This is a genomic window from Dechloromonas sp. ARDL1 (assembly GCF_051122455.1).
Taxonomy (GTDB): Bacteria; Pseudomonadota; Gammaproteobacteria; order Burkholderiales; family Rhodocyclaceae; genus Azonexus.
On sequence record NZ_CP168939.1, the window covers coordinates 420504 to 442285 of the forward strand.

Annotated in this window: 20 protein-coding genes; all 20 read right to left on the minus strand. The window is 64.4% G+C overall.

Going from position 1 to position 21782, the window contains the following annotated elements; all coding sequences use genetic code 11:
• Nucleotides 1-11: 11 nt before the first annotated feature.
• Nucleotides 12-1202: a hypothetical protein gene (locus AB6Q56_RS02045; protein ID WP_434515538.1), complete on the minus strand. Its 1191-nt coding sequence runs from the start codon at nucleotides 1200-1202 to the stop codon at nucleotides 12-14.
• The gene (locus AB6Q56_RS02050; RefSeq protein WP_434515539.1) at nucleotides 1196-2671 is read right to left on the minus strand and encodes a tetratricopeptide repeat protein; all 1476 of its coding nucleotides are present in this window, start codon (nucleotides 2669-2671) and stop codon (nucleotides 1196-1198) included. The genes AB6Q56_RS02045 and AB6Q56_RS02050 overlap by 7 nt, the downstream gene beginning before the upstream one ends.
• Entirely contained in the window at nucleotides 2671-3603 is a 933-nt protein-coding gene (locus AB6Q56_RS02055) for a VWA domain-containing protein (protein WP_434515540.1), read from the minus strand. Before AB6Q56_RS02055 ends, AB6Q56_RS02050 begins: the two co-directional genes overlap by 1 nt.
• Nucleotides 3603-4073: a DUF4381 domain-containing protein gene (locus AB6Q56_RS02060; protein ID WP_434515541.1), complete on the minus strand. Its 471-nt coding sequence runs from the start codon at nucleotides 4071-4073 to the stop codon at nucleotides 3603-3605. Before AB6Q56_RS02060 ends, AB6Q56_RS02055 begins: the two co-directional genes overlap by 1 nt.
• Nucleotides 4070-5020, minus strand: a complete 951-nt coding sequence (locus AB6Q56_RS02065; RefSeq protein WP_434515542.1) for a DUF58 domain-containing protein — start codon at nucleotides 5018-5020, stop codon at nucleotides 4070-4072. The genes AB6Q56_RS02060 and AB6Q56_RS02065 overlap by 4 nt, the downstream gene beginning before the upstream one ends.
• Nucleotides 5017-5991: an AAA family ATPase gene (locus AB6Q56_RS02070; protein ID WP_434515543.1), complete on the minus strand. Its 975-nt coding sequence runs from the start codon at nucleotides 5989-5991 to the stop codon at nucleotides 5017-5019. Before AB6Q56_RS02070 ends, AB6Q56_RS02065 begins: the two co-directional genes overlap by 4 nt.
• Before the next feature lie 5 nt (nucleotides 5992-5996).
• Complete coding sequence (locus AB6Q56_RS02075) at nucleotides 5997-6818, minus strand: cytochrome c biogenesis protein (RefSeq protein WP_434515544.1); 822 nt, start codon at nucleotides 6816-6818, stop codon at nucleotides 5997-5999.
• 25 nt (nucleotides 6819-6843) lie between these two features.
• The gene (locus tag AB6Q56_RS02080; RefSeq protein ID WP_434515545.1) at nucleotides 6844-7800 is read right to left on the minus strand and encodes a formylglycine-generating enzyme family protein; all 957 of its coding nucleotides are present in this window, start codon (nucleotides 7798-7800) and stop codon (nucleotides 6844-6846) included.
• Between the two features lie 32 nt (nucleotides 7801-7832).
• Nucleotides 7833-8672 (minus strand): formylglycine-generating enzyme family protein, encoded by an 840-nt coding sequence (locus AB6Q56_RS02085; RefSeq protein ID WP_434515546.1) that lies wholly within the window; start codon nucleotides 8670-8672, stop codon nucleotides 7833-7835.
• A gap of 10 nt (nucleotides 8673-8682) precedes the next feature.
• Nucleotides 8683-9540 (minus strand): tetratricopeptide repeat protein, encoded by an 858-nt coding sequence (locus AB6Q56_RS02090; RefSeq protein WP_434515547.1) that lies wholly within the window; start codon nucleotides 9538-9540, stop codon nucleotides 8683-8685.
• On the minus strand, nucleotides 9537-10502 hold the full coding sequence (locus AB6Q56_RS02095) for a formylglycine-generating enzyme family protein (protein WP_434515548.1): 966 nt from the start codon (nucleotides 10500-10502) through the stop codon (nucleotides 9537-9539). The genes AB6Q56_RS02090 and AB6Q56_RS02095 overlap by 4 nt, the downstream gene beginning before the upstream one ends.
• Nucleotides 10499-11350, minus strand: a complete 852-nt coding sequence (locus AB6Q56_RS02100; protein ID WP_434515549.1) for a formylglycine-generating enzyme family protein — start codon at nucleotides 11348-11350, stop codon at nucleotides 10499-10501. Before AB6Q56_RS02100 ends, AB6Q56_RS02095 begins: the two co-directional genes overlap by 4 nt.
• Nucleotides 11350-12375 carry a hypothetical protein gene (locus AB6Q56_RS02105; protein WP_434515550.1) on the minus strand — a complete coding sequence of 342 codons (1026 nt, stop codon included), beginning with the start codon at nucleotides 12373-12375 and terminating at the stop codon, nucleotides 11350-11352. Before AB6Q56_RS02105 ends, AB6Q56_RS02100 begins: the two co-directional genes overlap by 1 nt.
• 59 nt (nucleotides 12376-12434) lie before the next feature.
• Nucleotides 12435-14990 (minus strand): cytochrome c3 family protein, encoded by a 2556-nt coding sequence (locus tag AB6Q56_RS02110; protein WP_434515551.1) that lies wholly within the window; start codon nucleotides 14988-14990, stop codon nucleotides 12435-12437.
• 43 nt (nucleotides 14991-15033) lie between these two features.
• Nucleotides 15034-15477 (minus strand): CopD family protein, encoded by a 444-nt coding sequence (locus tag AB6Q56_RS02115; protein WP_434515552.1) that lies wholly within the window; start codon nucleotides 15475-15477, stop codon nucleotides 15034-15036.
• Between the two features lie 48 nt (nucleotides 15478-15525).
• The gene (locus AB6Q56_RS02120) at nucleotides 15526-17007 is read right to left on the minus strand and encodes a radical SAM protein (RefSeq protein WP_434515553.1); all 1482 of its coding nucleotides are present in this window, start codon (nucleotides 17005-17007) and stop codon (nucleotides 15526-15528) included.
• 48 nt (nucleotides 17008-17055) lie between these two features.
• Nucleotides 17056-18378 (minus strand): acyl-protein synthetase, encoded by a 1323-nt coding sequence (locus AB6Q56_RS02125; RefSeq protein ID WP_434515554.1) that lies wholly within the window; start codon nucleotides 18376-18378, stop codon nucleotides 17056-17058.
• Nucleotides 18379-18591: 213 nt separating this feature from the next.
• On the minus strand, nucleotides 18592-19356 hold the full coding sequence (locus tag AB6Q56_RS02130; RefSeq protein ID WP_434515555.1) for a 6-bladed beta-propeller: 765 nt from the start codon (nucleotides 19354-19356) through the stop codon (nucleotides 18592-18594).
• Nucleotides 19357-19470: 114 nt separating this feature from the next.
• Nucleotides 19471-20271 (minus strand): IS21-like element helper ATPase IstB, encoded by an 801-nt coding sequence (gene istB / locus AB6Q56_RS02135; RefSeq protein WP_434517117.1) that lies wholly within the window; start codon nucleotides 20269-20271, stop codon nucleotides 19471-19473.
• Nucleotides 20261-21757: an IS21 family transposase gene (istA, locus tag AB6Q56_RS02140; RefSeq protein WP_434517118.1), complete on the minus strand. Its 1497-nt coding sequence runs from the start codon at nucleotides 21755-21757 to the stop codon at nucleotides 20261-20263. The genes istB and istA overlap by 11 nt, the downstream gene beginning before the upstream one ends.
• Nucleotides 21758-21782 lie beyond the last annotated feature (25 nt).

The window sequence follows — 21782 nt, forward strand, 5'->3', positions numbered from 1 at the left end:
TCGGTGTGTCTTCAGCGTATTGATCGTGTCCGGCGGAGCCCACGTTTGATGTGCCTTGCCATCCCGGCGATGACGTGCCGGGATGGCAGCGATGCCGGGGGGCCGTAAATGATCCGCTCCAATTCCTGCGCCGCGCAGCGCGCCTCGGGGTCGTCCAGGATTCCGGCCAGCGCCCCCAGCGAGTTCGGGGGCGCGGCAGGCTGGCATCGTGCGGCGAGAGCCAGGATCGCATCGCGAACGACCACCGGGTTTCCGCCGGCCATGGCGCGCTGCAAACGCCATTCCAGGCGGATAGCGCTTCGCCGGATGCCGGCAAGCGCGACCAGCCCGCCGAGCAGGCCGGCCAGGGCGAGCTTCACCGGAAGGAGCTGCGCTGTTTCCGGTGCGCCTGCCATCGGGGCGGTATCGAACGGACGGGCGGGCAGCGTGGCCAGCTGCGATGTCTGGTCGCCGATGCGCCACCAGCGTAGCGACAATGCCGGAATGCCGGGCTGGGTATCGCTTTGCGGCACCAGGTTGTACGTCTGGATACGGGCGGCGACGGCCATGCCGCTTTCGCTGCGGTTTTCCAGCCGGGCACTGTCCGGGTGTATGGCATAGCCAGGAATGTCCATTTTCAGCTCAGGAATCTGTGTCGCATCGATGCCCTGCGCCTCGATCCGGATTTGTCGCCTCAGCCAGCGCGCCGGATGGTACGTGGCAGGGTCGGGGGTTTCCCATTGTTCGCTCAGGGTCAGGGCATGGGCCGCCAGGAAATGGCCGGCGGGGAGCGGCTGAACCGCCAGGGCGAGCGTATCGCCTTGCAGTCGCAAGTGCCGCTTTTTCTCGCCCAGGCTGGCCGAAGGCAGTTCGCCGTTCACCCGGGCGCCGACGATTTTCAGATCGCCCGAGGCATACGGAAAAATGGCGTAATGCCGTTCATGCACACGGTAACGCCGCCCTTCGCGCTGCGTTTCGAATACCCGTTGGGTGCCGCTCGGCCTCACCTCGGCCAGGGGCAGGCTGGGCGGCTCGATGTCGAGATCGCGAATGGCGATGCCCTGATAGAAGCGCAGACGATAGATTGCTTCGGTCTGAACCGTCACCCGGGGCTGGAGCATCTCGGTTTCCAGCCGCCAGTCCGGTGCCGCAACGGCGTTGCCGGCGATGGCCAGGCCGGCAAGCGCCAACCGGCGAAACCCTGTTGGCCGCAGGTCTACCATGCGCTTTCCGCCGCTCCCGAAAGTCGTCGCTGGTGTTCGATCGCGATCTTGCGCCGGAAGAGCGTTCCGCCCCGCTCGGGAACCTGGCGCAGCCATTGTTCGGCAAGGCGGCCTGCCTCCTGTTCCTGTGGGTCGTTCTCCTTGCCGCTGGTCGGCGGCGCCTTGCCCGCAGGCGGCGGTTGTCCGCCGCTACCGGCGTCGGGCGACCGCTCCCGGCGCAACAGGCTTTCCACCAGATTCCGGTTGTGGCGCGTGTCGGCATCGTCCGGGCGCCGGGCCAGCGAGCGGTCGTAGGCATCGAGGGCTTCGAGATACCTGCCCTGGCGAGCCAGGGCGTTACCCCGGTTGTAATGGGCGACGGGATCGTCAAGCCGTGCCCAGTCGTCCGCGGCGGCGGCATATTGCCCCAGCCGGTAATTCGCGGCCGCACGCCAGTGCGCATCGCGAAACAGGCGGCTGGCCTGCAGCACGTCGCCGTCCTGGAAATGGCGCCAGGCGAGCCGGTTGGCAAGCAGGGCGGGGTATTGCTCTCCGGCATCGGCCGGTACCGGCATCAGCAGCGTGAAGAGCAGGGCCGGCAGGGTGAGGAGGCCGGCCCGGCCCTGGCGGATGCCCGGTGCGAGCAGCAGGAGCAGGGGCAAGAGAAGCCAGTATCCGATTGCCTGGCGCCGGGCCGCACTGACTTTCTCCGTTTCCCGGGCGCTGGCCGCGAGGAATGCGCTCAGGCTCGCGATATCGCGCTGATCTTCAGTGAAGCTGGCATGCAGGGCTGCCCGGGGGGCAGGGCCGGGAGATGGGGCGCCGCTTGCCGGCGGCGACCAGATGGCCAGGCGAGCATGGGCCGCCCGGTCGAGATGCAGTTCTCGGGGAGGCGTGGCCGTAATCCAGACGATGTCGCCTTTCCCTTCGGGGCTGTTGGCCAGCGTGCGGCCGGCCAGGGCTAGTGCATACTCGGGGCGGTTTCCCGGAACCGGCAGGGCAGCGCTGCTCAATTCGCGTACGAAAAGCGCGACGTTTGCCGGATCGCTGGTCGGCGGAACGACAAGGTAGGGCTCTCCGGCGTAGACGATCAGGCCGGTATTACCCTCCGGCATGGCTTGCAGCAGGTCGAGGATTTTCTGCTTGATGCCCTCGAGGTCGGCTACGGCTTCGCCGGTCGGCGGTGAGAGGTCGACCACCAGCAGGCGGGTCGCTTCGTGCCGAAAGGCCGTGCCCTGCTGCGCGTCCACACTCGGTCCGGCCAGGGCCAGGATCGCCAGGGCGGCGGCGATGCCGAGCCGAAGTCGTTGTCCTGTCTTGCTTTGAGGTTGCCCGAGGCTCAGGAGATGGGGCAGAAGATGGGCGTCGATGACCTTCGCCCACTGCGGCGCAGCCGAAACCGGCACGCGCCACCGGCGCCACAGCAAGAGGGCCAGCGGCAGGGCGGCCAGCAGGAACCATGGCCGATCGAAGGCGAGCGAACCGGTCATCACGTATGCCTTCCCCGGTCGCGCCAGATGGTCGGCAGCAAGGCCAGCAGCAGTGCCAGGGCGAGTGGCCAGTGATAGAGCTCATGGCGCGGGTAAACGAAGCGCTGCCCTTGATCCGTGGCTTCCGCTTCCGCCAGTTCCTGCCAAAAGCCGGCCAGCGAGCGGCTGTCGACTGCACGCCGATAGCGGCCGCCGGTTTGCTCGGCCATGTCGCGCAGGGTCTGTTCTTCGCGCTCGCCGGGCCGCAGGCTGTCGCCCAGGTGCAGGGCATGGATGCGCACGCCTTCGCGCCGGGCCAGCCAGGTGGCCTGTTGCGGTGTCAGTTGGCCGCTGTTGTTGGCGCCGTCCGTGACGATCACGAGGCTTCGGCGGGTTGATGCCTGAGCGCGCAGATGCCGGGTGGCCAGGCCGATGGCGTCGCCGAGCGCGGTTTCCTTGCCGGCCAGCCCGATCTCCGCCGTGGCGAGGGCGTTGCGCAGGGCGTTCATGTCCGGGGTCAGCGGCGTATGGAGAAAGGCCTGCGAGCCGAAAACGATCAGTCCGGCGCGGTTTCCGCCGCTCCTTTCGAGAAAACCGTCGGCCAGTATCCTGGCTGCCGACAGTCGGTCGATGGGCTGGCCGGAAAAAAGCAGATCCCGGGTGCCCATGCTCGCCGAGATGTCGAAAGCCAGCATCAGGCTGTGTCCGCTCAACGGCTGCGCGATGGCCTGGCCGGGCAGCTGTGGCCGGGCGGCGGCAGTGACCAGGAGCAGCCAGAGCAATCTGCCTGGCCAGCGGGCGTGGGGTACGGCTTTGCCCGGTCCGCTGCCCGCATGGGCGGGAAGGCGAGGCAGGCGCAAGGCGCCGGCCGGGTGCGCCGGGCTGCCCTTGGCAAACAGCCAGGGGAGAGGAAGGGCAAGAAAACACCAGGCCCAGCCGAAAGTCAGCGACATCACCGGGGGTTGGCCTCCAGCCAGCGAATGACCAAGGCGGTCAGGGCGGCATGGTCGACCTGTACCGATGGGCCTGGCGGGCGGTAGGGCAGGGAGGCCAGGGTCTCGCCCATGCCCCGGCTGAATTCGCCGCCACCGCCCGTTTCATCCAGAAAATGCAGCCATTCCATGCCGCTGAGGCCGGCAATCGGGCGCTCGGGAAAGCATTGCCGGGCGTAGTCGCGCAACAGTCGGGAGAGTTCCCGCGCCAGGCATTGGGTGTCCGGGGTGAGAGCCAGTCTGAGGGCATGGCGGCGTGCCTTGCGCAGGTGGGGGTGCCTCAGCCGATGCCGGATCGCGAATCCCGCCCCGATCAGCGCCGCCAGGCAGCCGAGCGCCAGGCCGGCCAGGCCCCAGTCCGGCAGTTCGGCCAACGGGGGGGCGGGGGGCAACTGGATGTCCCGCAGGTCGTTGAGGAGATCCTCACTCATGTCGCGCCGCCAAGGATTACCCCGGGCTTGATGAAATCCGAGGCCAGTCGCCGCGGCAGATCGTCATCGGTCGCCAGACGCAGGCACGAGCTGGCCGTGGTTTGGGCAAGCCGTTCCAGGCGCTTGCAATGCGCGGTGAATGCCGCCGCGTGCGCGGTGCGCCCTCTCTCCGACAGCAGGTCGAGGTGGGCGTGCCGCCGGCCGTCGGTGACCGGGTAGCGGGCAGGTGGAGGGGGCTGCATCTCGAAGGGGTCGCATATGTGCAGCAGGGTCAGCCTGGAGGTTCGTGCGAGATGCCGGATCGCTGTTTCGCTGTCATCGTCGAGGCCGGCAAAGTCGCTGATCACGACGGTCATGCCGTTTTGGGGCCGGGTGGCGAGCAGTCGCTTGAGCGGCACGGCCAGCGACCCGTTTCCTGTCGGGGGGCTGGTTGCCAGCTCGACTAGGGGCCGGATGAGGGCCAGGGCGCCGCGTTCATGCCCAAGCGCCGGCAACTCCCGCATTGGCCCGCCATTCCAGACGATGCCGCCGATCCGGTCGCCGCCGGCAATGGCCTGCCAGGCCAGCCAGGCAGCGGCCCGGGCGGCAACGACGGACTTGAAGGCCTGGCGCGTGCCGAAGCGCATGTCCGGGCCGAGGTCTACGAGCAGCATCACGGCCTGTTCGCGTTCCTCGTCGTAGCGTTTGGTGTAGAGGCGGCCGCGGCGGGCGCTTTGCCGCCAGTCGATCGAGCGTACGTCGTCGCCGGGGAAATAGGGGCGTACCTCGGCAAATGCCATGCCGCGGCTGCTGCGGGCAGGCGTCTGGCGGCCGGCCGGGGGCGTCAGGAGGGCGGACGGCGGCTGCCGGATGCCTGAGCGATGGCAATGCGGCGCGATCAGTTCGTGCAGCGACGGAATGATGCCGATGAGGGCATCGCTGGCGCGGGAGGCATCCCTTTCGATCATGGCACGGCGATGGTCTGGATCAGGGCATTGATCACGCTGTCCGGAGTGTTGCCTTCGACCTCTCCCTCATACGTCATCACGATGCGGTGGCGCAGGACGTCGGGGGCGCAGCTTTGGATGTCCGCTGGCGATACGTAGTCGCGACCGGCCAGCCAGGCGCGAGCCCGGGCGCAGCGCTCGAGGGCGATGCTGCCGCGCGGGCTGGCCCCGAAGCGGCATTGCCCGGCCAGAGCCGGCACGATGGCAGCGGGTTGGCGGGTGGCCGCGACCAGCGTAACGATGTAAGCGGCCAGGTCGGGGGCAAGATACAGCGCCAGCGCGTCACGGCGGGCGGCAAATACCGCTTCCCGGCCGATGCACGCCGTCGCCCTGGCAGGCGGGTTGGGATCGAGTCCGGCCAGCGACTCCTGACGAGCCAGGGAGAGGATTTTCAGTTCGGCTTCGGGGTCCGGGTAATCCATCTTCAGGTGCATCAGGAAGCGGTCGAGCTGGGCTTCCGGCAGCGCAAAGGTGCCGCTGTGTTCGAGCGGGTTCTGCGTGGCCATGACCATGAACAGCCTGGGCAGCGGGTAGCTTGCCTTGCCGACCGTGATCTGGCGCTCGGCCATGGCTTCGAGCAGGGCCGATTGCACCTTGGCCGGCGCCCGGTTGATTTCATCGGCGAGGATGAAGTCGTGGAAGAGCGGGCCTGGCTCGAAGTGAAAATCGCCGCTCTGGGGACGGAATATCTCGGTGCCGGTCAGGTCCGCCGGCAGCAGGTCCGGGGTGAATTGCAGGCGGTGGAAGCTGCTATCGACGAGGGCGGCGAGCGACTTGATGGCGCGCGTCTTGGCCAGCCCGGGCGGGCCTTCCAGCAGGACGTGGCCATCGGCGATCAGGGCGACCAGCAACTGCTGGCACAGCCGGGACTGTCCGACCACCGCCGCATTGAGCTGTCCGGCAAGCGCCGTGAAGGAGGCATGCAGCGTCATCGTTCTCAGACCATGCCCTTGTGCAGGGCGGTGGTGACGAACGGGATGCCGAAGAAGGTGAAGAAGGCGATCAGCCAGGTGGCGACGATGAGCAGGGCATTGGTCACCGGCGGCGTTTTATAGGTCGCGCGGACATGGATGGTCAGGCCGACGGCCAGCCAGGTGATGAGGGACCAGACTTCCAGCTTGTCCCACGACCAATAGCGTCCCCAGGCATCTTGTGCCCAGATCGAGCCGGCCACCACGCCCAGGGTGTCGAAGATCAGGCAGAGCGCCATGAAGCGATAGGCGCGTTCGTCCAGGATGCCGTCGGTGGGCAGCGATTCGAAACGCTCGCGTCCCCAGGCGGTTTTGCGCAGCAGGACGATGCCGGCAATGCCCAGGGCGATGAAGGCGCAGCCCATGAATAGTTTGATGAAGCCGATATGGATGAACAGCCAGATCGTGTCGTAGGTCGGGGGGAGCGAGGTTTCCTCGGAGGGCTTGAGCAGCATCCAGGCCATCAGCATGATGATCACCGGCATGACGACCGCGGCGAAGGCGCGTACGCGCGGCAACCGGATATAGGCGACGACCACCGCCAGCATCAGGCCCCAGATGTTGGCCGACAGCATTTCGAAGGCGTTGATGACCGGGATGTGCCCGATGCGGGCCCAGCGCGCCCCCAGGGCGATGGTGTGCAGCGTGACGCTGATCAGCATCACGCCGATCAGGGTGCGCTCGGGGCGTTTCTTGAAAATGACGCCGACCATGACCAAGGCTGTTACCAGGCTGTAGCCGATCAGCGACAGCCAGAGCGCGATGCTTTCTGTTTGCAATAAATTCACGGATTTTTCCGATCAACGAAGTGGATTAAGGGGTCAGTACGGTGGCCGATCCTTGGGCCAGGTGCCGCCGGACGGCGTCGACATCGATGGCAAAGCGGGTGCCATTGCAACGGAAGGGATCGTCCGGCGGGTAATAGATGCGGGCGCCGATCTCAAGCTGGCGTTCATGCGAGGCCCAGCGCCCTCCCTTGAGGATCTTCCACGGGCCCTGGTAGTCGGCGGGGTATTCGGCATAGGGGACCACGGTGCCGCTGTCGCTGCCGGCCGGATTGCGGTCGCCGTCCTTGAGCGAGCGGTCACTGGCGCGGTCGTACCAGTCGGCGACGAATTCCCGGACGTTGCCGGCCATGTTGTGCAGTCCGTAAGGCGAGCGGCCTTTCCGGAAACTGCCGACCGGCCAGGTATGGCAGTCGCTGTCGATCTTGAAGCCGGCGTAGGTGTCGTCGGGATGGTCGTCACCCCACGGATAGCGTCGTTTGTCGCTTCCCCGCGCGGCTTTTTCCCATTCCATTTCGCTGGGCAGGCGGAAGCCCATCCAGCTGGCCCAGCGGTCGGCCAGGCGCCAGGAAAGGTGGGTGGCCGGGAGGTCGTCGCCAGGGTTGATTTCGGTGTAGCGGTTCTGCGCATCGCCGCGCACCGAGCAACTGATCTGACTGCCCGCGTACGGCATGGCGTTGCCTTCCGGGGTGTTCAGGAAGCGCACCAGATCCCTGGCGCGCGCCTCGTATTTTGCGATGTAGTAGGGGTCCAGCCAGATCTTGACTGCTCCCCCGCCTTCGTTGTCCAGCAAGGCGGCCGGCGTTTTGTCCACGGTTTGGCCGCCGCTCTTGTAGAACCATCCGGCGGGTATGAGCACGAACTCCACGCCGTTGATCTGCACCGCGTCGGGCAGTGCGCCGGTCTCCGCTTGCGGGGCAAGGGGGAGGAGAGTCGCGCCGAGGAGCATGATTCGCCGGAGGGCGCGCTGCATCGAGGTTTTCATGGTGCTTTTCGTCCTGCAAGCTGCTGGGGGGATCATGGCTTTTCTCCGCTGTCGACAACCAGCCGCAGGCCCACCGTCGGCAAGGGGTCGTCAGCCAGCCCGAAAGCCCGCGCTCCACAGCGGGATTGATGGATGTCGCTGCGGAAACTGCCGCCGCGCAAGACTTTTCTGTCTCCGGGTTCGGAAATCAGCGGGTTTTTTCCTGCATGCCGGCTATAGGCATCGGCGCGATAGGTGTCGGCCGTCCATTCCCAGACATTGCCCAGCATGTCGAACAGGCCTCGCGGGTTGGGGGCGAGGGTGCCCGTCTCGGCCGCATCGGTGGCCCCCTGTTTGTTGCTGCGGAACCAGGCGCTCCTTTTCAGTTCGGCCTCGCGCTCCCAGCGGTCGTTCTCGATGTCCGACTGCGCTTCTCCCGGCTGGCAGGCGTATTCCCATTCGGCTTCGGTGGGCAGGCGGAAGCGTTTTCCCGGCGGGGCATCGCGATTGATCCTGTCGAGGAAGTCCTGGGCCTGCTGCCAGGTCACGTGTGTCACCGGGCGGCGGTCGTCGGCCTGCGTCGTGGCGGGTCTGCCGCCCATGATGTTCTGCCATTGGTCGCGCCGGACTTCGTGGCGACCCATCCAGTAGCCGTCCACGCAGACCCGGTGCAGCGGGGTCTCATCCTGTCGCGGTGAGCGCGGCTTGCCGTGGGGGGCGGCTTCAGCCGCCCGGAGCGCGCCCATGTCGAAGCAGCCCGGCTGGACCCAGACGAAGCTCAGGCCGTTCCGGGGATCGGTCCATTCGGCGGCGTTCGCCGCATCGGCCGCATGGCTGGCGCCGGTCAGGCCGAACGCGAGGTGCAGCATAAGCAGGGATAAGCGGATTGGCATGAGGGGGCGCTTAGTCCGGTTTGAAATGGTTGAATTTCTTCTGGTGCTTGATTTCATATTTCATCGAGCCGTCCGGTGTCCGGGTTTCCGGTAGCGGGATCTTGATGCCGACGCCGCGGCCGTCGCGCTTCAGCTCTTCCCGGGTAAATCCGGGGGGAATTCCCTTGGTCGGACCCCAGGGGCCGCGGCCGAGCTGGGCCTCCCACTCCCACAGGGCGGAGCGCGCCTGGACGACTTTCAGGCGGTCCGGGTCGAGGCTGGCCTGGGTATGCAGGAAGTTGCGCATGGCGCCGATGGCGGAATGCAGGTCTCCCAGGCGTTCGGAGGTCGTGGCGTAGCCCCAGTAGGCTTCCGACAGGTAAGGTTCACGCTCGATGGCCGCGTTGTAGAAATCGCGTGCAGCCGCAAAATCCTTCTTGCCCTCGAGGGCGGTCCCCAGCATCAGATAGGCTTCCGGATAAGACTGCAGTTTGGCGCGCGCGTCGTTCAGGCGGCGCAACGCGTCGTCGTAATGCTTGGCCTTGATGTCCTTGGCGGCCAGTTGCATGATTTCCCTGGCTTCGTTGCCGGGACGGTCGGTCAGTCCGACGGCCGGGTATTGCGGCTCGACCTCGGCCAGCGGCACGACGGAAGGTCCGGTTGCCGACAGTCCCTCAAAAGGAGCCGGCGGCTGGTTGGCTTGAGTAAGGATGGTGCCGGCTTCCTGCCGGTTGTCGAGCCAATGAATCACGCCGCCGAGTACGGCAATCGCGGCGAATACCAGGGCCGTGGTGAGCAGGCGCCTGTCTTTTCGCCGGCGGCGGGGTTGGGGCGAAGGGGGGGCGGTATCTTGCATGGTCGTGACGGTTGGTGGCGCTGTATGGGTCACTGCCTGGCCTCCTCGATGGCCGTGGCCAGGCCCTGGGCAAGCAGTTCCCGGACGCGGGCGGCGTCGATGGCGAAGCGGACGCCCTCGCCGGGCGTTGCCGTGTGGGGATCGATCCGGCGCCGGGACGAGATGGTCAAATGAGCCGGTGATTGGCTCCATTTGCCACCCTTCGTGATCTTGTCCGGCGTCCGGTAGGGGGAGGGCGTGCCGGTTGCGGCGAGCGGCGGGTTTTTCTGGCCCGGGCGCAAGGCCTGGTCGGCCTGGTGGTTGTACCAGTCGCTGACATGCTCGGCGACATTGCCGGCCATGTTGTAGGCGCCGTAGTAGGAACGTCCCTTGTCCAGGCTGTCGACCGGGAGCGGGTGGCAGTTCCGGCTCCATGTGAAATGGGCGACGGTATCGTCCGGATACTCGTCACCCCACGGCCAGAGGCGTTGCCCCTGGCCGCCGCGGGCGGCTTTTTCCCACTCCGCTTCACTGGGCAGGCGAAAGCCGAGCCAGCGTGCAAATTGCTCGGCCAGCTCCCAGGACAATTCAGTGGCCGGCATGTTGCTGTCCGGCCACGCCAGGTAATACGTGCCGTCCGCTCTCCGGCGCACGGTACAGCCCGGATCGCCATTGGCTGCGAAGCCCGCTTGTTCGCTTTGTGCGGCGGCAAGGCGCTCGAGAGCTTCCGGGGAAACGCTGCCGGACTGCATGAAGCGGAGTTGGTCGCCGGCGCGGGCCTCGTATTTGGCGATGTAGTAATCGTCCAGCCAGATGCGGACATGGCGGAAGGGGGTGTGATTCGGGTCGGCCAGGTGGCCGGGGTCGGCCTCGCTGGTGAACGTGAATTCGCCAGCCGGAATGCGGATGAATTCGTTGCCGTTGATCCGCACGCCATGGGGCAGCGCGCTATCGGCACGCAGCGGGAGCGGGCTGCAGACGATGGTGGCGAGCAGCAGGCTGAACAGGCGCTTCATTTGCGTGGCCCCGCGACGCGCACCAGACGCAAGCCGAGGTGGGGCAGGCTTGAGGCTTGATCAAGCTGGCTCCGGTTGCTGCATCGGATCTGGTTGTATTCGCTGCGGTAGCTGCCGCCGCGGATGACCCGGGACGAGGTGCCGCCTTCGTGTCTGGGGTTGAACAAGGCATGCCGTGCGTAAGCCTTGGCGCCATAGCTGTCTTCGGTCCATTCCCAGACATTGCCCAGCATGTCGTGCACACCCCAGGCATTGGCCGGCAGGCTGCCCGTGTCGGCCACCTCGAGGGCCGGGTAGCCCTGTTCGCCGGACCAATGGTTATACCAGGCGGTCGCCACTGCTTGCTTGCGGTCGGGGACGATGTCCTGATCGTTGCCGGCCCGGCAGGCGTATTCCCATTCGGCCTCGGTGGGCAGGCGGTAGCGGTAAGCGCCGCCGGACAGCGCGCTCAGGGTTTGCGCATAGTGACGGGCCGCTGCCCAGCTCATCCCCGCGGCAGGCTGCCGGCCGCTTCCCTGCGGCGGGGGCGAGCCGCTGATGCGTTCCCATTGTTCGGCGCTGACTTCATGCTGGCCAATCCAGAAGGCGTCGAGACAAACCTCGTGCCTGGGGGTTTCATCGGCAGCCAGTTGGCCTCCGAAGCCAAGCTGTTGCCAGCGGATATCGCTCTTGGGGTAGAGCGCCTTGGCGCTGCCCATTTGAAAGCACCCCTTGGGGATTTCGACAAAGCGCATGCCACTGTGCGTATCCAGTTCCGTCCTGATGGGGCGTTCACCGGCCATGCCGTTCGGGAGCGCCGAACTCAGGCTCAGGGCCAGCAGGAGAGAGGCGAGCGGCGGCGTGCGCATCAGGCACCCGGCTCGGCGATGGGGCTGCGCTTGAAGCGGGCCAGGTAATACCAGCACAGGCTGCCGACCCCGACAAAAATGACGGCGATGATCCACGGCACCGTGGGGTCGTAGACGATGCGATAGCTCATCCAGGCGTCGAGCTTCAGGTAGTGCAGGGTCCCTTCGGCAAAGCTGACCTCGTCGCCGACGCGGATTTCCTCGCGGCGCGTGTCTCCGCTGCGCAGTACCAGCACGTGGTCGAGTTCCGCCGCGCCCAGCCCTTGCTGCCGGGTTCCTCGCGGATCGGGCAAGGGCGAGAACTGGAGCTGTATCCAGACATCCGGGCCGTCAGGCAACTTCCAGCCGGCGGTCGGCGGGTGATCGTCGGCTTTCCGGTGGTCGCGCAGCTGGACGGTCCCGATCGACGGTTCGCCATGGCGCGGGCGCCATACAAACAGCGGCGACAGCCCGCGGTGCGCCGTGGCATAGATGCGATAGCCCTGGAGCAGGAGCGGCCGGTCATCGCCAATCTCGGTTTCCCGCCATTGCGCGTCGGTACCCTGCCAGCGAACCCGGTTGTAGGTGCCGAGGTAGGCGCCGTTTTGCGAGTAGCGGGCGGAAAAACCGTCAATGAAGAAGTGCAGGCGGGACAGTCCTCCCGTGTTGAACGGGCCCTGTTCGGAAAGATCGGCCCGGCCTTCGAAGGCTTGTCCTTGGCTCAGGGTGGTCCGGGCATCCAGATAGACCAGCCGGGCAATGGCGATCAGGGCGATCAGCGCCAGCAGGGCGAGATGGAAAATCAGCAGCGGTACATCGGCCCGGAATCGCGCGTTGGTGACGATGGCCGCCAGCAGGTTGACCATGAGCAGGATGAACGGCGCCAGCATGACCGGCGTTGCCGTCATCCCGCCCTGCGCCACCAGGAGGGAAGCTGCAGCCGTCGCCAGGAAGAACAGCACGGTCCAGCGCGGCGCGGCGAGTTGCTGCATGAAGGTCCGTGCGCTTCCGGCGGCTTGGTGAGGCAGGCGTTCAGGCGCGACCATGGTGGACTCCTGAACGCGGGCGGATGGCGTGGGGGTGTGCAAGCATCATGGCGTGCCGCTTAACCGCCGGTACGCGGGCAACTGTCTTCCATGGTGCCGCCGCCGCAGTTGGAGGACCCCCAGCCGCCGCTTTGCGCCCAGGTCGAAATGCGCAAACGGGCGGCGTTGTAATAGGGCGCCAGGGTGGTCGACCCGTACGATCCGTTGCCGCGATCCTGGCAGGTGCCGGTCGTTCCCGAAACCTCCTGGCCGACGCAACGCAAATTGACCAGGAAGGCCTTGTTCTTCCAGCCGTGCGGAACGGCGATATGGCAATACATGCACGCCTCGCCGCCCATTTTGTCGTCCGGCACATGGTCGCCGCCAAAGCCGCTGGCGGTGCCGTTGGCGCCCGGATTGTGGCATTTGCCGCATAGCGAGGTGCTCGCCGGGCTGGGCAATTTGACATTGAGGTCCCAGCTTCCCTTGAGCAGGAAAGGCTGCGTCGAGCCATGCGGTCCTTGCACCTTGGTGTAGTCCGGCCCGCTGTTCTGGATGTAGGAAAGGTCGTAGCCATGACAGTCGGAACAATGCATGGTCTGCCGTCCCAGATTCGTATCCCACGGCGTCCGCATGTTGATGGCGCCGGTGGCCCCCATTCGGCGCTCTGCGCGGTTCCGGCCGGTGGGGTAGGTCACCGGATGCCAGGAGCGATGGTTGTTCGTCTGGTCGGCTGGCTGTGTCTGGCCTGACGGGGAGCCGCTTGGCGTCAGCGCAGCGTCGCCACCGACTTCGCCCTGGTCGGTGCCGCTGCTTGGCGGATTGGTGGCGTTGACCGCGAATTCCGCAGCCACGTTGGTGTAGCGCTGCATGCCGTTGGTGCCGGCGGTGGTTCCTCCGGGGCCGCCCAATGCCGGAAAGTTGGCAGCGAGATCGCTGTTGGCATAGTTCGAATGGCATTTGAAGCAAAGCTGGTATTCCTTGGTCAGCGGGTTGGGGTCCACGCCGGGAACGCCTTTCTTGATCTGGAAACTGCCTTGGGGCGGCACCTGGGGCCAGGTGGTGATCGCCCCGTAAACAGGTTCAACCCCCCAGGCGCCGCGCAAGGCGCCCGAGGCAATGTTGCCGTCGCTGCCCTGGTTGGGGGCCGTTCCCGCCACGGCATGGGTGCGGCTGGATGCCGAGCCGGTGCCGTCGTAGCGCGAGTTCTTGATGACACGATGAGGGTTGTGGCAGTCGGTGCATTCGGCGTGGCGGTTGCCGAGCGCGCCATAGCCCAGAGTCGCCTGGTCTTCGGTGAAGTGCGCGTCCTTGATGTTATGAACTTCGGTCGTTCCCGTGCCGCCCCCCTGGTCTGCGGTGCGAATCGGCATGCGGTACGGACGATTGAATTCCGTCTTAATGTCCGGAACACCGGTGGAGGCATTCATGGTCGGCAACGTCAGCGCGCTGGTGCCCGTGCTGGCGTGGCACTGATAGCAGGTTTCCTCGATGGCCGAATTGCCGCCCGCCTTGGGGGTGTTCAAGCTGTCGGTTCCCTCGCGCAGCAGGCGTCGGGCGCCGGTGACCGTATGGGTGTCATGGCAATTCAGGCAGGCTGCCTGCCAGACCTGGGTGCCGGCGGCAAACTGGCGTTGCGTGGCGGCGGCCACGGTATAGGCATAGTTGCCGACCGTGTTCTTGGCGTGGGCCGAATTGGCCCACTCTGCTCCCATCTTGTCGTGGCAGGCCAGGCAGATGGTGTCGTTTGCCTCGTTGAACGCGCCGCCCGTCGGCGGGCCGACCTGCAGCCGGTTGGCGCGCAGGAACTTGCGGTTGGGATCGGCGGCGTCGTACAGGTGCGGGTCGTGGCAGGTGGTGCACTGGACCTGGCCAGCTCCCCCGTTACCGGTGGGGGCGAGTGGCAGTAGCGGCTTGTAGCCGGGTCTGCGGATGCCCAGAATGGAGCCGACCTGGCCGGTAGTCGGGTGTTGCTGACTGGCGTTCATGCGACGGAGTTCGCCGTCGGTCGTGGCCAGGGTGTCGTTATAGGTGACCGATATCGGATGATCGTTGCTCAGGTTGGTGCCGATCAGCCGGGTAAATCCTGTGGTGCTGCCGCTGCCGGCGGGCATCAGGTTGGTGCCGCCGGTTCCGGCCATGTCGATGGAGACCGGGCTGCGGCCGTCGAGAACCTTGACGTTGCCAAGCGCGATGGTGCCGTCATGGCAGGACAGGCACAGCATCGAGGGGCCTGCCGGGCGTCCCTTGGCGGTATCGACCTTGAAGGCGCCGCTGTCGGCATCCATCGACAGCGAGGTGTAGCCGGTATAGGTGCTGGCGGCGTTGGTGTCGCGATTCCACAGCGGCGCTTTGGCGACGCTCTGTGATGCGGCGTGGGGCGTGTGGCAGAACACGCAGACCTGATCCGTCGTGCCCTTGCCGCTTCCGGGAATTTCGGCACCGCTGCCGGTCATGGAGCGAACCACGTTGCCGCTGTTCTTCGACAGGTTGTGCTTGGTCATGCGGATGTCCGAGGTCGGTGCCGCATGACCCGCCGGCATGTGTGCGCTGGCCGCCATGACGAATGCCATGGCGGCCGCGCGCAACAGGGTGCGACCGCGTGTCGCTGTCTTTCCGGTTAGTTGTCGTTGCATTTTTGTTCTACGCTCCCTTGGTCCGGATTCCTTCAGCCTGGTCTCATGGTTTTGTTATGACCAGCATGACAATCGCCGTCGTTGTTCCCAGGCTCAGGTACTGAATGAGGTCCAGTCGCTTCCAGTGCCAGATCGCCATGCCGCGCGCGGCGTATCGGAATTGCCTGAACAGCACGCCATGCAGGGTGGCAAGGACGGTAACCAGGCCAATTTTTGCCCACAGCCAGGCGGGAAGATGGCCATGCCCGAGCCAGTGGCTGGCGGCCATCACGCCACCGAATGCAAAGGCGCCAAGCATGGCCAGATTCATTTGCACATTGACCCAGCGTTTCATGCGTCGCAGGTACTCGTTTTGCCCCGACGTTCCAACGTGGCGCTGGGAAAAGATCATCAGGCCGAACAGCAGTTGCGTGCCGGCCCAGGCGATCACGCAAACGACGTGCATCGCCTTGCACCACGGGTAATAAGCGGGGAATAGCGCGGACATTCGACGGGCCGTCAGCGGCAGGAATGGGGCTGTTGCATGGTGGCGGGATCAATCGGCCTCGACTGCGACCTTGAGTTCGGCCAGTCCCGGCATGTCGTGCGGGACGGGTTTTCCGCCGAAATCGAAGTGCTTGTGAAAGTCCTTCATCATCGCCTTGAAGGCGCTCAGCATGTAACGCCGTTGGAAACCGTCCTCGAGCGCCAGGACCTCCTTCATCTTGTTGCCGTAGAAGGTCATGTAGCAGCGGGCCAGTTCGCGCGTGACCTGATCGAGCGACATGGCATAGGGCTCGATGATCGGTGTCATCAGGTTGTACTTGGCATAGTCGTGGACCCGGATGCGATCCTTCATCTGCTTGAAAAGCGGGGTGAAGGGCATGGGCGTGATGAGCGGAAAGACGGCGATGTCCGGGTTCATGCGTATGGCTTCGGCAATGGTCCGATCGACGCTTTCGGTGGTTTCTTCCGGGAAACCGAGCATGAACGAGGCCTCGGTCATGATCCCGTGTTCGCGCAACAGGTCGATCGCCTGCTTGTTCATGTCCGAGCTGGTTCCCTTGTTCAGGCTGTTGAGCGTGGTGTCGGAACTGCTTTCGGCGCCGAGGTACATGTGGATGATGCCGGCATCCCGGTACTTGGGAAGCAGGTCGGCGTCGCGGATGATGTCTTCGACGCGGGTTTCCATCAGCAGGCGAACGTTGATCCGTGCCTCGATCAGCAGGTCAAGCTGACGTTCCCAGCGCGCCCTGTCCTTGGTCGGATAGGGGTCGATCAGGGTGATGAATTCGACCTGGTGCGTATCGACCAGATAGCGGATTTCGTCGACCACCTTGGCCGGATCCCGGAAGCGCCAGTCTCCCCGCCAGAAAACACGGTGCGAGCAGAACGAGCATTGCATCATGCAACCGCGTGTCGTCAGGATCGAGGCCATGCGTCCCCAAGGCTCGATGTTGTAGTGGTAATCCGCCCAGTCGAGCAGGTGCCAGGCCGGCTTGAGGGTGTCCAGGTCCGCGATGTGCGGCCGCAAGCGCGTTGCCACGGCGATTCCGTTGTCGGCGTAGGCGATCCCCTCCTGGCTTCGCCAATCGCCTTGCGGGTAGGTTTTCAGGAGTTCGCGCAGCGTGGCTTCGGGTTCTCCCCGCAGGACAAAGTCCACCGGGTTGCCCGGCGTGGCCAGTATTTCCTTGAACATGAAGCTTGGATGGGGGCCGGCGATGATGGTGGTGATGGCCGGGTTGATTTCCTTGGCGATCGCCAGGGTGCGAATGGCGGCCGGCACCGTGGCCGTGCTGATGGCACCGGAGACCGGCAGGTAGTCCATCGAAATGACGAAGTCGGGGGCGTAGGCAGCGATTTCGTGGCGCACGTCGTCGAAGCCTAGGTTCTTGTTCATCGCATCGAACACCTTGGCTTCGTATCCCGCATCGAGTGCAGCCCCGGCGAGATAGGCCAGCGGCAGCGGCGGCCAGGTGCCGATGACCTGAACTCCCCAGCAGTGGTAGGGGGGGGCGACAAACAGAATTCTTTTCATGGACGGTATTTGGATTGCGAACGGGGGCGGTGGAAATGCGTTATCGGCTTAGCGCGGCGCGTCGGCCTGGGCGAGCGGGGTTTCTTCGATCATGGCGTCAGTCAGTTCGCCGCAAGGGCAGGCCGGCGGAACCAGCGGCGTCCGCGGGCGGAGCCAGCCGGATTTGAAGCGAATGGAAAAGTTCACGTAGGCTTCCAGGATGCGGAAAATGGGCTTGTCACCCATCGGGCCAACCGTCCTGGCGCTCGGCTTGGCGGCAACCTTGCCGGTCTGCTTGTCCTGTTGGGCGCGTCCGATGATCTGGAAATTGCCGTTGGCTTCGACATAACCCAGGTTGTCGGTCTGCACGGCGAGTACGGTCGGCAGATTGACCAGGTCGTAGTGCCGCAACAGGCCGACTTCACCCGGCGGCAGGGGGCGCAGGTCGTCGGCACTGACCGCCACGGTGCGCGTCCATGGAGGGCAGGGGCGCGAACGTTTTTCGATCGGGAGTTTCTGGACGTCGCGGCGCAAGCTGTCATCGAAATAGTTGGTCGCGCTCTCGGCCATCCCGAGGACATTGACGCAGTGTGAACGCGGGATGTTCAGCACTTCCCAGGCCAGTTGCCAGTATTGTTCCTGCGTCATTTCGCCAAAGCGTCCGCGGTAGCCCCCGCCGTCGCCGATCCGGCTGCCGGGCGGCAGATGGAAGGAAATGCCCCGCTTTTGGCAGGCGTTGAAGAAAAACACGAAGGCCGAGGTCGATCCGATCATCGCCACCGGTATGCCGGTCGATTCGGAATTTTCCAGCGCCGCGACCAGCGCGGGGATGTCGATGCCGCTGTGGCTGAGCAGGAAGCGACTGTCAGGCGTGCCAAAGTGGCGACGCGTTTCCTCCATGCCCAGTGCCATGCCCATTGAAGGTGCCATTTCAGGACTGGGCGCCAGTATCAGGATTCGGCAACGCTGGTTTTTCGCGAAATCCGGAAATAGATAGGCCTCGGTCATCACGCGATTGGCCTCGAGCACCAGTTTCCGCCCGATCTCGTCACGGAAAATCTGCCCCCTGACGATGGCGGTGGTGCCGCTGGTCAGGTGGGCCATGACAGCTTCTTCAAACGGAAAGGAGGTAACGAGTTCCTTCTTGAAGCTTTCGCAAGGGAAGGCCGGGATGTCGCGCCAATCGTCTACGTTTGACGGGTTGGCACCCGTGGCATCGCAAAATTCGCGGTAGTGAATATTGTTGTCGTATTGATGCGCGAATATGTCGAGCGCCAATCGGTCAAACGCCCCGCCAGGCCCGTCGACGCCATCGGCCAGCATGGCGTGGATGTTTCGGGCGAGTTCTTGAGCCTTGTGTGGGGTCGGGGGCGGCGCGCTTGGAGTGCTCATGCAGGAATGGCTCGGGCTGTGGAATGACATGGATGGCCGGTGTTACAGGGTTTGGCGTTGGTTGAAGAGAGTCGTGCAGGTTCGCTTGGGGGCGGGCGTGTGCTGCCTCAGTCGGGTTTAAAACGATGTTGGTCAGGTTCGTGGCAAGGAATGGTCAGTTTCGTGTCAGGTTTGAGAAAAGCCTTTCCCAATAGCGGGAAAATCCTGCGGCATTCAGTTGTTTGGCGGGGGGAGCCTTTCGAAGACCACGACACGGTTGTTGTACATGTCGGCGACAAATACCTTGTTATCCCCGCCGAGCCAGACGCCCGCGGGCAAGGCAAAGCGCCCGTCGGGCAGTCCGCTGCCGTCGATGCCCAGCAGGAACTGGCCGGCATCGTCGTAGACGAGCAGATGGGCGAAATAGGACTCGATGGCATAAACCAGTTTCTGCCTGGCGTCGTAGGCAATTCCCTTGGGGCGCGAGAACTGTCCGACATGGATGCCGGCTTCGCCGGTCGTCTGGCGATGGCTTCCGTCGGTGCTGAACGCTTGAAGCCGGTTGTTCAGGCTATCGCTGACGTAGAGCGTTCCGTCCGCAAACGAGAGGTGTGTCGGGGCGTTGAGTTCGCCTGTGCCGTCGCCGGGTGCGCCTATGGTCCGAATCTGCTGCCCGGTCCGGTCAAAAACCTTTATGTCGCTTGCCTCGGTGTCGGCGACATAAAGAAGGCCGTTGTCGCTGTCGAAGGCCAGGCCTGTCGGGCGCCCCAACAGCCCCGCGCCGAGCTTGCCGACGGGCTCTCCCTTGTCGTTGAGCAGATAGACCGCCTTGAGCTCCGCATCGGATACGGCGAGTGTGCCATTCCAGGCGCCGGTAATGGCGATCGGGGATTGCAGTTCCGTTTGCTGGTCGGCAGCCGTCCATACCTGTCGGCGCGCGTTTAAATTTGACCACCTGTGCGCGTTGAATTTTGACCAGGTGTGATAGCCACCTGACATAGGTGGGCTTGTGGATAAGTGTAGCTCAGAACAACTGATTTCCGAGCCACGACGAATGCGTTGGGAAAGCCGTGGAGGACGGAGTCCGGAACGGATTTCCCAACGCGGCCTCGATCAGAACGGATCTGCTTCGGGTGGATTTCCCCGCTTGCTCTGCTCCCGCGCCTTGATCCTCGACTTGGCCGTTGCCGTGCTGTGCCGGAAGCGAAACGACTCATTCCCGGTCTCGACGATATGGCAGTGATGCGTCAGCCGGTCGAGCAAGGCAGTGGTCATCTTGGCATCGCCAAAGACGCTCGGCCATTCGGCGAAGGTCAGATTGGTCGTGATCATCACACTGGTGTGCTCGTAGAGTTTCGACAGCAAGTGGAACAGCAAGGCGCCACCGGCCTGACTGAACGGCAAATAGCCCAACTCATCGAGGATGACCAGATCCATGCGCAGCAGCCCCAAGGCAATCCGCCCGGCTTTGCCAGCAGCCTTCTCCTGTTCCAGCGCATTGACCAGATCAACCGTCGAGAAGAAACGCACCCGCTTGCTGTGATGGGTAATGCCCGAGACACCCAGCGCCGTCGCGAGGTGGGTCTTGCCAGTGCCCGTGCCACCAATGAACACGACGTTCTGGGCTTCCTCGGCAAAGGAGAGGTCGGCCAGTTGCCGGATCAGCTTCTGATCCACCTTCGATTGTTCGAAGTCGAATCCGGCCAGATCACGATGTACCGGGAAGCGGGCCGCATGCATCTGATAGCCAATCGAACGCATCACTCGATCAGTATGCTCGGCTTGCAGTAGATGTTCGATCAGCCAACGTGAGGCTTCGACACGGCTGCTACCGTTGGCTGTCAGCTCCTCCCAGGCACCGGCCATGCCGTGCAAACGCAGTTCCTTGAACTCGCTCATCAGCTCACGCATGATCAGTCACCTCGGTACGCAAGCGGTCATAGCGGCCGGTATCGGCAATCGGTACTTCGCTGAGGGTGAGTGGCGTTTCCACCGGTGGCGGCATGGGACCCGACTTCAGGCGGTTGAGCATGTTCTCGATGTGCTCGGCACTGGGTAGGCCGGACTCCAGCACCAGATCGACGGCAACCAGCACCGCTTCCAGATCAAACTGCGAAATTGCCGATAGCACTTTGGCCATCACCCGATCACCACCTTCCCGGCGCAGGAGCAAGCTGCGTAATCGTTGCAATGGCTCCGGCATGTCGGCAAACGGCGCGCCATTTCTCAAGGCCCCTGGCTTGCGTTCGATCAGCGGGATGTAGTGCTGCCAGTCGTAGAGGGTTTGCTGCCGACTGAAGTTGCGGGGATGACTGGCCACCCGAGTATCGTGCGCCACAATGTCGATCCGTTCCGGATAAAGACGCAGGCTGACGGCTTGGCCCACCAGTTCGCACGGTACCGAGTAGCGGTTGCGATCCAGCGTCACCAGGCAGGTGCTCGATACCTTGCCCAAGGTTTCGACGTAGCCATCGAAGGATGCGACCATCGGCATCAGGCTCGGTTGTTCGTGTTCGAGCATCTCGGCCACTGTCAGGTCAGCGTACTCGGGATGACGCAATTCCTGCCACAGCCCCCGGCAGCGCTCGAGCAGCCAGACGTTCAGTTCGGTGAATGAACTGAATCGCTCCTTGCCGGCATCCTGCCAGAGACGGAGCCGACTATCCTGGACGTTCTTCTCGACGACGCCTTTCTCCCAGCCGCTGGCGACATTGCAGAAATCCGGATCAAACAGGTAGTGGGAGGCCATCGCCGAGAAGCGCGAATTGACGATGCGGGATTTGCCTTTCTGCACCTTATCCACGGCCGTCTTCATATTGTCGTAGATGCCGCGCCGGGGAATGCCACCCAGCGCCGCAAACGAGCGGGTATGGGCATCGAACAGCATCTCGTGACCTTGCGTCGGATAGGCTTGAACGACAAAGGCCCGACTGGCGCAGAGTTTCAGATGTGAGGCGAGAATCTTGCGCCAGACCCCGCCAATGACCAGATGCTCTTCGCTCCAGTCGAACTGGAAGGCTTCGCCCAACTCGAAGTGGAGCGGAACGAAGGCTTTACTGACGGCTGCACCGCCATCGGCCCGCCAGCGCCGGATGAATTCGGTGACCCGGCAGTAGGTACCGGTGAATCCGGCGGCCTGCAATTCGCCAAACAGTTTCAGTGCTGTGCGCCGATCCCGTTTCGGACGGCGGGCATCCGCCTCCAGTGCCTTGATCAGGCGCGCCGCATACGGGGCAATCTTGATGTTCGGGTTCTGCCGTTCGTACTTCGGCTCCGCCCCTTCCGGTGTCCGTAACCAACGTTTGACGGTGTTCCGGCTATACCCCGTCTTCCGCGAAATCTCGGACAGCGATAGGCCATCCCGATAAAACAACCGCCGAATCCTTCCCAGATCCTTCATGGTGATCATCTCCTAAAATCCTGCT